This is a genomic window from Bradyrhizobium sp. NBAIM03, from assembly GCF_020194055.1.
In the GTDB taxonomy this organism is placed as follows: Bacteria; Pseudomonadota; Alphaproteobacteria; order Rhizobiales; family Xanthobacteraceae; genus Bradyrhizobium; species Bradyrhizobium yuanmingense.
The window spans coordinates 362,831-373,586 of sequence record NZ_JADYVS010000005.1; the positions used below are offsets into that span (position 1 = coordinate 362,831).

Consider the following 10,756-nt stretch of genomic DNA (forward strand, 5'->3'; position numbering starts at 1 on the left):
GAGGCGCGGCCCGGAATGACAGGGGAATGTGGAGCGCGAGCTGCCGCCTTAAGCCGGCTTCCGCAAGATCTTCACCAGCTCCCCGTGCACGTACTCATTCCCGCACACGACGTGCCCGGTGACCAGCGGGTCGCCCGGCGTTGCGATATCGCTGATGGTGCCGCCGGCTTCGCGCACCATCAGCATACCGGCCGCGATGTCCCAGGATTGCAAATCGCGCTCCCAATACCCGTCGAGCCGGCCGGCGGCGACGAAGGCGAGATCGAGCGAGGCAGCGCCGAAACGGCGCAAGCCGGCGACGCGGTCCTGGATCGCGGTCATCTCGCGGCGGAATTCCTCGTGGTCGCCGCGGCCGATATGGGGCAGGCCGCAGGCCACCACGCATTCGCTCAGCTGGCGGCGGCCGGCGACGCGCAGGCGCTGGTCGTTGAGGAAGGCGCCCTTGCCCCGCTCGGCGATGTAGAGCTCGTCATTGGCGGGATTGTAGATCACGCCCGCGATCACGGTGCCCTCGCGGGCGAGCCCGATCGAGATCGCAAATTGCGGGATGCCGTGCAGGAAGTTGGTGGTGCCGTCCAAGGGATCGACGATCCAGGTGTGGCTCTTGTCGGTGCCCTCGCGGTTGCCCCCTTCCTCGCCGATGAAGCCGTAGCCGGGCCGGGCCTTGGCGAGGTCCTGGTAGAGGATCTCCTCGGCGCGCTTGTCGGCGAGCGAGACGAAATTGGCCGGCCCCTTCAGCGAGACCTGGAGATGCTCGATCTCGCCGAGATCGCGCTTGAGGCTGCGGCCAGCGCGGCGCGCCGCCTTGACCATGACGTTGATAGTGGCGGAATACAGCATATGCTTCTGGTCTTGATCGGGGAGAGGGGCGCGGAAACACGCCTGTTTGAGGGATTGGGTGCCCCGTGAGGGGCCCCGCGTCAAGTCATTTGGACCCGAGCCACTTCCTGGCAGCGGCCTCGGCCTTGGCGCGGTCATCGGCCGGCAGATCGGAGAGCTGCTTGTCGAGCTCGGGGTCGCCCTTGCCGGCGGTCTTGGCCACCAGGTGCCATTTGAAGCCTTCGATCTTGTCCACGGGCGTGCCCACGCCGTTGATCAGCACCCAGGCCAGCCGGTTCTGCGCGATCGCGCTGCCCTGTCGGGAGGCCTTGCGCAGCAGGGCGACGGCGGCCGGCTGGTTCTTCGGCGTGCCGGTGCCGTTGAACATCGCGATGGCATATTCGACCTCGGCATCGACATTGTCGGCGATCGCGGCGGCCTGGAGCAGCCGCACCGCGCGTTCGGGGTCCTTCGGCACACCGGTGCCTTCCTTGTAGAAGGTCGCGAGCGCGTATTGCGCTTCGGGCAGGCCTGCATCGGCGGCTTGGCGCAGCAGTTCCGCCGAACGTCGGACGTCCTGCGGCAGCGTCTGGCCGTCCAAATAGAGCAGGGCGAGGTTATAGGCCGCCTTGGGCTCGCCGAGCTTGGCGGCGGAGGCCATCAGCCTGACCGCCTCGCTTTTGTCGACCGGGCCGCCGCGGCCGGAGATGCGCAGCATGGCGAGCGCGAACATCGCCTCGCGATCGCCGGCATCGGCGGCGCGCTTGTACCATTCGGCCGCCTTGACGTAGTCGCGCCTTATGCCCATGGCGTTGGAATAGAGCTCGCCGAGCATGGTCATCGCCTTGGCATCGCCCGCTTGTGCGCGCACCGTGGCGAGCTCGAACGCGGTCTTGTATTGCCCGCGCTGATAGGCGCCGAACACCAGATCGACGTTGGGATCGTCGGACGGCGGCGCGGGGATCACGGTTGCCGGCTTGGGCGAAGCGGACGGCTTGGGAGATGCCGTAGGCTTCGGCGCCGGTGCTGCCTCCTTCTTCTTGGCAGGGGCGGGCGGCTTTGGCTTCTGCTTCTCTGCCGGTGCGCTCGGCGTCGTCGCCGGCGGGGTGATCTGCAGCTGCGCGGCCGCGGGCACTGTCAGCAGCAGCGTGGCGAGCATGGTGATGCACGGGAGCTTCATGTCGGGCGCTAGCCGTGCTCCTGGCCCGCAGGATCTTGGCTCGCAGGATCTTGGCCGGCCAGTGCCGTCGCATGAGCCTTCTTGATCGCGGCATCGACCTCGATCAGGGCGGCCTTGGGCCCGCGCGGATCGGCCCAGATGAAGTCGCCGACCAGCACGAAATCGGCGCCGCTGGCGGCGAAATCGTAGGCCTCGTCCAGCGTGGTGGCAAAGCCGACGCAGGGCGGCTCGAACAGCTCGGCCCACCAGTCGAGCCGCTCGGCGATCGCCTGCGACGACGGCCGCTGGCCCTTCGCATCGGGCTCGCCGAACAGCACGTAATCCGCGCCCATCTCGCCCGCATCCATGGAATGGTGCCGCGTCGTCAGCCCGCCGACACCGGCGATGCGATCCGGCTTGAGCGACGGCAGGGCCTCCTTCAGCGCGGCGATCCCGGGCAGGTGCGCGCCGTCGGCGCCGCCGCGCGCGACGATATCAGGATGGCCGTCGACGAGGAGTGCCGCGCCCGTCTTCTGCACCGGCGGCGCGAATGCCTTGACGCGCGAGATCATGCCGCGCTGATCGGTCTCCTTCAGCCGCAGCAGCACGGCGGCGATGTCGGCGGACGCGATCAGCCCCGGCAGCTCGGCGACCAGCGTCGCGGGATCATCGACGACGGGCGTCGCGAGATAGAGGCGCGGCGCCGGGCGCGGCGGAGGCGGTTTGTTCGACAAGGTCTAGGCTGCCTTCTGTTCCAGGCTGCTTTGCCATTCGCCCTTGGAGGCGAGGCCGTTCATGCGCGCGCGATGGCTGAAGGCGCGCTGGCCGGCCGCGACGTTCTCAGGCTTGCCCGACCAGGCCTTCTGCGGCGCGGCCTGCAGCGCGCGGCCGTAGGAGAAGGTCAGGCCCCAGGGCAGCGGACCGAGCTTGTGCATGGCGTTGAGATGCGCGGTTGCCTCTTCGTCCGACTGGCCGCCGGACAGGAAGGCGATGCCGGGCACCGCCGCCGGCACGCAGGCCTTGAGCAGCCGTATCGTCTTCTCCGCGACCTCCTCGACGGAGGCCTGCTTCGGGCACTTCTTGCCTGAGATCGCCATGTTCGGCTTCAGCACCATGCCTTCCAGCGCCACGCGCTGCACGCGCAATTCCTGGAAGGTCTTGTTGAGCACGCGTTGCGTCACCTCATAGCAGCGCTCGATGTCGTGGTCGCCGTCCATCAGCACCTCCGGCTCGACGATCGGCACGATCTGGGCGGCCTGGCACAGCGCGGCATAGCGCGCCAGCGCGTGGGCGTTGACGCTGATCGCGGTCATCGAGGGGATGCCGCTGCCGATGTCGATCACCGCGCGCCATTTGGCAAAGCGTGCGCCGCGCTCGTAATATTTCTTCAGCCGCTCGGCGAGCCTGTCGAGCCCGACCGTGACGAGCTCTCCGGGGCACATCGGCAAGGCCTGCGTGCCTTCGTCGACCTTGATGCCGGGAATGGCGCCGGCCTGCTCGATCAGCTTGACCAGCGGCGTGCCGTCCTTGGCATTCTGCCAGATCGTCTCGTCATAGAGGATCACGCCGGAGATGTACTGGCTCATGGCGTCCTTGGCGCGAAACAGCATTTCGCGATAGTCGCGGCGGTTCTCTTCGGTCGATTCCACGCCGATGGCGTCGAAGCGCTTCTTGATGGTGCCGGAGGATTCGTCGGCGGCAAGGATGCCCTTGCCGGACGCGACCATGGCGGTCGCGATCTTGTTGAGCTCAGTCAGATTCATCGAGAGGTCCTCCCAAAACGATTCTGCCCTTGCCCGGGAAAATAGACCGTTCTCGGGCAATTGCCGAGTTATCGTTCGTCGCAGGGTAAAGGGTCTTTCTGTCATTCCGGGATGCGCCGAAAGGCGCAGGCCCGGAATCCATAACCCCAGGCTGTGGTTATGGATTCCGGGCCCACGCTTCGCGTGTCCCGGAATGACGGGAGGATGTGACGGAGGCCTTAGGCGACCCGGGGATCGAGCTCGCCCTTGGCGTAGCGCTTGGCCATCTCGGCGGTGGTCAGCACCTTCTTGATCTTGGAGGCCTGGCCTGCGGTGTTGAACTCCTGCAGGCGCTGCTTGCACAGCTTGGTCATGGCTTCCATCGCCGGCTTCAGGTACTTGCGCGGATCGAACTCTTCCGGGTTGTCCTTCAGAACTTTCCGGATCTGGCCGGTCATCGCCATGCGGTTGTCGGTGTCGATGTTGATCTTGCGCACGCCGTTCTTGATGCCGCGCTGGATCTCGGCCACCGGCACGCCCCAGGTCGGCTTCATCTTGCCGCCATAGGCGTTGATGATGTCCTGCAGGTCCTGCGGCACCGAGGAGGAGCCGTGCATGACGAGATGCGTGTTCGGCAGCTTGCGGTGGATCTCCTCGATCACGTTCATGGCGAGGATGTCGCCGTCGGGCTTGCGGGTGAATTTGTAAGCGCCGTGCGAGGTGCCCATCGCGATCGCGAGCGCGTCGACCTTGGTTTCCTGGACGAACTTCACGGCCTCGTCCGGATTGGTCAGGAGCTGGTCGTGGCTAAGCTTGCCTTCGGCGCCGTGGCCGTCTTCCTTGTCGCCCATGCCGGTCTCGAGCGAGCCGAGCACCCCGAGCTCGCCCTCGACCGAGATGCCGCCGAGATGGGCCATGTCGGTGACGGTCTTGGTGACGCCGACATTGTAGCCCCAGTCGCCGGGGGTCTTGCCGTCGGCCTTGAGCGAGCCGTCCATCATCACCGAGGTGAAGCCGGCCTGGATCGCGGTCATGCAGGTCGCCGGCTCGTTGCCGTGGTCGAGATGCACGCAGACCGGAATGTGCGGATAGATCTCGGTCACCGCGTCCATCATGTGCTTGAGCATGACGTCGTTGGCGTAGGAGCGCGCGCCGCGCGAGGCCTGGATGATGACGGGCGCGTCGACCTGGTTGGCCGCGTCCATGATGGCCAGCGCCTGCTCCATGTTGTTGATGTTGAAGGCCGGTACGCCGTAATCGTTCTCCGCCGCGTGGTCGAGCAATTGACGTAACGTGATCCGAGCCATCTGTCTTTGTCTCCCGTTGGGGCCTCAAAGGCCGCTTGATTACTTGCTACGCAGAACTTCAACGCCGGGCAGGGGCTTGCCTTCCATCCATTCAAGGAACGCGCCACCGGCGGTCGACACATAGGTGAAGTCACCGGCCACATGGGCCTGGTTGAGCGCCGCGACAGTGTCGCCGCCGCCCGCGATCGAGATCAGCTTCTTGGCCTTGGTGCGCTCGGCGGCGTGCTTGGCGGCCGCGACCGTGCCGCGGTCGAACGGCTGCATCTCGAATGCGCCCAGGGGGCCGTTCCAGACCAGCGTCGCTGCATCGTCGATCGCGGCATGGACGCGCGCGATCGATTGCGGGCCGACGTCGAGGATCATGCCGTCGGCCGGGATCGCATCGAGCCCATAGGCATGCGACGGCGCGTTGGCGGCGAAATGGTAGGCGACGGTGGCATCGACCGGGAGGATGATGGCGCAATTGGCGGCTTCCGCCTTCTCCATGATGCGCAGCGCGGTGGGGCTAAGATCCTTCTCGGCCAGCGACTTGCCGACCGCAACGCCCTGCGCGTGCAGGAAGGTGTTGGCCATGCCGCCGCCGATCACGAGCGCGTCGACCTTGGTGACGAGGTTTTCCAACAGGTCGATCTTGGTCGAGACCTTGGCGCCGCCGATGATGGCGATCACGGGCTTGCTCGGCGAGCCCAGCGCCTTCTCCAGCGCGTCCAGCTCGGCCTGCATGGTGCGGCCGGCATAGGCCGGCAGCTTGTGGCCGAGACCTTCGGTCGAGGCGTGGGCGCGGTGCGCGGCCGAGAACGCGTCATTGACCCAGATGTCGCCGAGCTTCGCGAGTTCCGCGACGAAGGCGGGATCGTTCTTTTCTTCCTCTTTGTGGAAGCGGGTGTTTTCCAGGCACAGGATGTCGCCATCCTTCAGGCCGGCGACCGCCTTGGCCGCGGGCTCGCCGATGCAATCCTCGGCAAACGCGACGGGCTTCTTCACCACCTTCGCCAGCGCCTCCGCGACGGGCTTGAGCGAGTCCTTGGCGTCGCGTCCCTTCGGCCGGCCGAAATGCGCGAGCAGGATGACCTTGCCGCCCTGGTCGGCGAGCTCGGTGATGGTCGGCGCCACGCGCTCGAGCCGGGTGGCGTCGGTGACGCGCCCGCTCTCCATGGGCACGTTGAGGTCGACGCGCAGCAGCACGCGCTTGCCCTTCACGTCGACGTCGTCGAGGGTGCGGAATTTAGCGGGCATCGTTCATCATCCGTGCGTCGGAGTGTCGGAATCGGGGGGAGGCGAATGGCCGTGGTCGCCGCTCCCTCCACCGTCTTTCGGAGACTTCACTGCGAGGCCCCGGCGAAATCCGTACGCGATCAACGCGATCAACAGTATGACGCCAGGGATGCCAATCCAGTGAGGAAGCACCTTGGCTTCCCTCAGATCACCTTCGCCATCGCGGCGGCGGTGTCCGCCATGCGGTTCGAAAAGCCCCACTCGTTGTCGTACCAGGACATCACGCGCACCAGCGTGCCGTTCTGCACCTTGGTCTGGTCCTCGTGGAAGGTCGAGGAGTGCGGGTCGTGGTTGAAGTCGATCGAGACGTTCGGCGCATTGGTGTAGCCGAGGATGCCCTTGAGCTGCTGCTCGCTGGCGCGCTTCATCGCCGCGTTGATCTCCTTGGCGTCGGTGGCGCGCTTGGCGACGATCTTGAGGTCGACGACCGAGACGTTCGGGGTCGGCACGCGGATCGCGACGCCGTCGAGCTTGCCCTTCAGCTCGGGCAGCACGAGGCCGATCGCCTTCGCAGCACCCGTCGAGGTCGGGATCATCGACATCGCCGCCGCGCGGCCGCGGTAGAGATCCTTGTGCATCGTGTCGAGCGTCGGCTGGTCGCCGGTATAGGCGTGGATCGTGGTCATGAAGCCGGTCTCGATGCCGACGAGATCGTTCAGCACCTTGGCAACCGGCGCAAGGCAGTTGGTGGTGCAGCTGCCGTTGGAGACGACGAGGTGATCCTTGGTCAGCGTGTCGTGGTTGACGCCGTAGACGATGGTGGCGTCGGCGCCGTCGGCGGGCGCGGAGACCAGCACGCGCTTGGCGCCGGCGGTCAGATGCGCGCTAGCCTTGTCCTTCGAGGTGAAGATGCCGGTGCATTCCATCGCAATGTCGACGCCGAGATCCTTCCAGGGCAGCTTCGAGGGATCGCGCTCGGCGGTCACCTTGATCTTGCCGTTGCCGAGGCTGATGGAGTCGCCGTCGACGGTGACGGTGCCGGGAAAGCGGCCATGGACGCTGTCGAAGCGGAGGAGATGAGCGTTGGTCTCGACCGGGCCGAGGTCGTTGATGCCGACGACCTCGATGTCCTTGCGGCCGGACTCGGCGATAGCCCGCAGGATGTTGCGGCCGATGCGGCCAAAACCGTTAATTCCGACGCGGACTGCCATGTTTCGTCTCCTTCAATGACCGTTGTCATCCCGCACAACGCGCGGATAGCGCGCCTGCGAGGTTTTTTAGGGGCGGACGCCCGGTTCGGCCGGGCGGTGCTTGATCATATGGGAGATTAGGTAGTCCTTTTTTGCGGCAAGCTCAACTCTCAGGAAACGCGCTTCAGCACAGCGTTAACCGCGGCCTCGGCGGTAATGCCGAAATGCTTGTAAAGCTCCTTGGCAGGGCCGCTTTCGCCGAACGAATGCATGCCGATGAATTCGCCATCCTGGCCAATCACGGCGTCCCAGCCCCAGCGCACGGCGGCCTCGATCGCGATCTTCACCGGCGCGTTGCCGATGATGGCGGCGCGCTTGGCCTCTGGTTGCGCTAACAACAGCTCCAGCGAGGGAACGGAGACAACGCGCGAAGCGACGCCGCGTTCCGCCAATTGTTTCTGGGCCGCGACCGCGATCTCGACCTCCGAGCCCGAGGCGAACAGCGTCGCCTTGGCTTCGCCCTGGGCGGCGACCAGCTCGTAGGCACCAGCCGCGCAGGGATTGTCGTTCGGTGCGGTGGTCCGCAGCTGCGGCAGGTTCTGCCGCGTCAGCGCCAGCACGGTCGGGCCATCGACGCGGTTGAGCGCGAGCTCCCAGCACTCGGCGACCTCGATGGCATCGCAGGGACGGAACACGCGCATGTTGGGAATGGCTCTGAGCGCTGCGAGATGCTCGACCGGCTGATGGGTCGGGCCGTCTTCGCCGAGACCGATCGAGTCATGGGTCATGACGTAGACGACACCGGCGCCCATCAGCGCGGCAAGGCGCATCGCCGGACGCGCATAATCGGTGAAGACGAGGAAGGTCGCGCCGTTCGGTGCGAAACCGCCGTGCAGGAAAATGCCGTTCATCGCGGCCGCCATGCCGTGCTCGCGGATGCCGTAATGGATGAAGCGTCCCTTCGGCGTCTTGGCTGAGAAGGCGGTCGCCGACTTCGCCTTGTTGTTGTTGGAGCCGGTGAGGTCGGCCGAGCCTGCCAGGAATTCCATCGGCATGGCGCCGGCGATGACTTCGATCACCGCTTCCGACGACTTGCGGGTGGCCGCGGTCATCGGCTTTTCCAGCAGCTCCTTCTTGTAGGCGCGCACGGCCTTGGCGAGCGAAGCCGGACGCTCATGACGCAGGCGGCGCTCGAACTCGGCGCGCTTGCGGCTGCCGAGCTCACCGAGCCGCGCTTCCCATTCCTGGCGTGCCGCGGCGCCGCGGCTGCCGGCCGCGCGCCATGCCTTCAGCACGTCGTCGGCGACCGCGAACGGCTCGAGCGAAATGCCGAGATTTTCCTTGGCAGCCTTGAGCTCGTCGGCGCCGAGTGCTTCGCCGTGCACCTTCGAGGTGCCTTGCTTGTGCGGCGCGCCGAAGCCGATCGTGGTGCGGCAGGCGATCAGCGTCGGCTTGCTGGATTTCTTCGCGCGCGTGATCGCATCGGCGATCGCGGCCTGGTCGTGGCCATCGATCTTCTCGGCCGCCCAGCCCGCCGACTTGAAGCGCTTCACCTGGTCGACGGAATCGGAGATCGAGGTCGGGCCGTCGATCGAGATGCCGTTGTCGTCGTAGAGCACGATCAACTTGTTGAGCTTCCAGTGCCCGGCCATCGCGATCGCTTCCTGCGACACGCCTTCCATCAGGTCGCCGTCGGAGGCGAGCACATAGGTGTGGTGGTCGACGATCTTCTTGCCGAACTCGGCCGCGAGCATCTTCTCGGCCAGCGCCATGCCGACCGCAGTCGAGATGCCCTGGCCGAGCGGGCCGGTGGTGGTCTCGATGCCCCTGGTGCGGAAGTTCTCGGGGTGGCCGGGGGTCAGCGAGTCGACCTGGCGGAACTGCTTGATCTGGTCCAGCGTCATCTCGGCATTGCCGGTCAGATACAGCAGCGAATAGAGCAGCATCGAGCCGTGGCCGGCCGAGAGCACGAAGCGGTCGCGGTCCGGCCAGGCGGGCGCGGCGGCGTCGAATTTCAGGAATTGGGTGAACAGCACGGTGGCGATGTCGGCGGCGCCCATCGGCAGGCCGGGATGGCCCGATTTCGCCTTCTCGACAGCGTCCATCGAAAGGCCGCGGATCGCGTTGGCCATACGGGTGTGATCGACCTGCGTCATGTCTGAAATCCGTCTGAAATGAAGCGCTTGGCGATGGTTGCCCGCGCGGGGAGAAGCCTGGCGGCCACTGAAGGTTGGCGCTGGGATAGCACCTCGGTTCCGGGAGTCCAAGGCAATCGAACGCCGGTTTGGCCGCAAAAGTTGCCTGTGTGGACATTGGTTTTCCGCCGGGATCGCGCCGGGCGGAAGCGACGCAGCGACACGTCGTCCCGATTGAACAGTGCATAGTTTTGCGGCGGCGTTGCGCTTGGCTAGCTTGCTTTGTAAATTTCTGCTTCTAACCGCTTGCCGAACCGAGTCTTTTGCCGGACGGCAAGCTCCAGGGAAAGGCCACTGGGCAAAGGCCGCCAGGTTCCGCCGCTGACTGCATGAACGATCGCGTATCCAACAGTTCTGCCATGACGGAGTCGTCCGCCGTCGAGATCGAGATTGCGACCCGCAGACTCATGGCGGCGCTCGATGCGCTCGAAAGTGCGGTGGAGCGGCGCCGCGATGCCGATCGCGACGAGAACGAGCTTGCGGCGCGCATCCAGGCGCTCGGCGCGGATCGCTCGCGTCTTGCCGACGAGCTCGACGGCGCGCTGGTGAAGGCACGCAAGCTCGAGCGCACCAATCGCGAGATTTCTGACCGGCTGGATTCCGCGATCGTGACGATACGCTCGGTGCTCGATACCGGAGAGGACGGATGAGCCACATCAACGTCACCATCAACGGCCGGCAATATCGCATGGCCTGCGAGGAGGGCCAGGAGGTGCGGCTGCTCAAGCTCGCCGAGACGCTGGAGACGCGCATCCAGTCGCTGCGCGGAAAATTCGGCGAGATCGGCGATGCGCGCCTCACCGTCATGGCTGCGCTCACCGTGTGCGATGAGCTGATCGACACCACCAACCGCGTCCGCACCCTTGAGCAGGAATTGACCGAGCTCAGGGATTTCCGCAATGCCGCCGTCGAGCGCGCCAGGATGACGCAGACCGCGGTGGTCAACGCGCTGAACGCCGCCGCCGAGCGCATCGAGAAATCGACCCAGGTCCTGAACCGGACGGTGGGGAACGGCATCGCGATCGGCTGAAGCTCGATAGGAGCCGTGCCCTTACCCTCCCCTGGAGGGCCCTGGAGGGGGAGGGTCGATCGCGCGTAGCGCGAGCGGGGTGGGGTGATCTCTCCACAC

General features: G+C 66.0%; 10 protein-coding genes. 2 read left to right on the forward strand and 8 right to left on the reverse strand.

Annotated elements, in window-relative coordinates; genetic code table 11:
* Window positions 1-48 precede the first annotated feature (48 nt).
* The 8 genes from I6F21_RS10500 to tkt all read right to left on the reverse strand — a co-directional run bounded on the left by I6F21_RS10500 (window position 49) and on the right by tkt (window position 9,588).
* Complete coding sequence (locus I6F21_RS10500) at window positions 49-840, reverse strand: inositol monophosphatase family protein (RefSeq protein WP_225111697.1); 792 nt, start codon at window positions 838-840, stop codon at window positions 49-51.
* An 85-nt stretch (window positions 841-925) separates the two neighbouring features.
* The gene (locus I6F21_RS10505; RefSeq protein WP_225126373.1) at window positions 926-1,999 is read right to left on the reverse strand and encodes a tetratricopeptide repeat protein; all 1,074 of its coding nucleotides are present in this window, start codon (window positions 1,997-1,999) and stop codon (window positions 926-928) included.
* Between the two features lie 8 nt (window positions 2,000-2,007).
* On the reverse strand, window positions 2,008-2,712 hold the full coding sequence (locus I6F21_RS10510; protein ID WP_225183134.1) for a thiamine phosphate synthase: 705 nt from the start codon (window positions 2,710-2,712) through the stop codon (window positions 2,008-2,010).
* Window positions 2,713-2,715: 3 nt separating this feature from the next.
* Window positions 2,716-3,741: a class I fructose-bisphosphate aldolase gene (locus I6F21_RS10515; RefSeq protein WP_225183135.1), complete on the reverse strand. Its 1,026-nt coding sequence runs from the start codon at window positions 3,739-3,741 to the stop codon at window positions 2,716-2,718.
* 218 nt (window positions 3,742-3,959) lie between these two features.
* A complete protein-coding gene (gene fba / locus I6F21_RS10520; RefSeq protein WP_035998315.1) occupies window positions 3,960-5,027 on the reverse strand; it encodes a class II fructose-bisphosphate aldolase in 1,068 nt (355 codons plus the stop codon).
* A gap of 39 nt (window positions 5,028-5,066) precedes the next feature.
* Window positions 5,067-6,263, reverse strand: a complete 1,197-nt coding sequence (locus I6F21_RS10525; protein WP_225156776.1) for a phosphoglycerate kinase — start codon at window positions 6,261-6,263, stop codon at window positions 5,067-5,069.
* 182 nt (window positions 6,264-6,445) lie between these two features.
* Window positions 6,446-7,453, reverse strand: a complete 1,008-nt coding sequence (gene gap / locus I6F21_RS10530; RefSeq protein ID WP_035998321.1) for a type I glyceraldehyde-3-phosphate dehydrogenase — start codon at window positions 7,451-7,453, stop codon at window positions 6,446-6,448.
* 149 nt (window positions 7,454-7,602) lie between these two features.
* Window positions 7,603-9,588, reverse strand: coding sequence for a transketolase (gene tkt / locus I6F21_RS10535; protein WP_225139289.1), 1,986 nt, complete (start codon window positions 9,586-9,588; stop codon window positions 7,603-7,605).
* A gap of 398 nt (window positions 9,589-9,986) precedes the next feature.
* Here tkt and I6F21_RS10540 point away from each other — a divergent pair, with 398 nt between their 5' ends.
* Window positions 9,987-10,277 carry a DUF4164 domain-containing protein gene (locus I6F21_RS10540; RefSeq protein WP_011084341.1) on the forward strand — a complete coding sequence of 97 codons (291 nt, stop codon included), beginning with the start codon at window positions 9,987-9,989 and terminating at the stop codon, window positions 10,275-10,277.
* Window positions 10,274-10,657 carry a cell division protein ZapA gene (locus tag I6F21_RS10545; protein ID WP_035998340.1) on the forward strand — a complete coding sequence of 128 codons (384 nt, stop codon included), beginning with the start codon at window positions 10,274-10,276 and terminating at the stop codon, window positions 10,655-10,657. Before I6F21_RS10540 ends, I6F21_RS10545 begins: the two co-directional genes overlap by 4 nt.
* Window positions 10,658-10,756: the final 99 nt, after the last annotated feature.

Excerpts from the sequence above, each read along its gene's own strand:
- I6F21_RS10525 (WP_225156776.1), bottom strand. The coding sequence starts at position 6,263 with ATGCCCGCTAAATTCCGCACCCTCGACGACGTCGACGTGAAGGGCAAG.
- gap (WP_035998321.1), bottom strand. The coding sequence starts at position 7,453 with ATGGCAGTCCGCGTCGGAATTAACGGTTTTGGCCGCATCGGCCGCAAC.
- fba (WP_035998315.1), bottom strand. The coding sequence starts at position 5,027 with ATGGCTCGGATCACGTTACGTCAATTGCTCGACCACGCGGCGGAGAAC.
- I6F21_RS10500 (WP_225111697.1), bottom strand. The coding sequence starts at position 840 with ATGCTGTATTCCGCCACTATCAACGTCATGGTCAAGGCGGCGCGCCGC.
- I6F21_RS10540 (WP_011084341.1), top strand. The coding sequence starts at position 9,987 with ATGACGGAGTCGTCCGCCGTCGAGATCGAGATTGCGACCCGCAGACTC.
- I6F21_RS10545 (WP_035998340.1), top strand. The coding sequence starts at position 10,274 with ATGAGCCACATCAACGTCACCATCAACGGCCGGCAATATCGCATGGCC.
- I6F21_RS10505 (WP_225126373.1), bottom strand. The coding sequence starts at position 1,999 with ATGAAGCTCCCGTGCATCACCATGCTCGCCACGCTGCTGCTGACAGTG.
- tkt (WP_225139289.1), bottom strand. The coding sequence starts at position 9,588 with ATGACGCAGGTCGATCACACCCGTATGGCCAACGCGATCCGCGGCCTT.
- I6F21_RS10515 (WP_225183135.1), bottom strand. The coding sequence starts at position 3,741 with ATGAATCTGACTGAGCTCAACAAGATCGCGACCGCCATGGTCGCGTCC.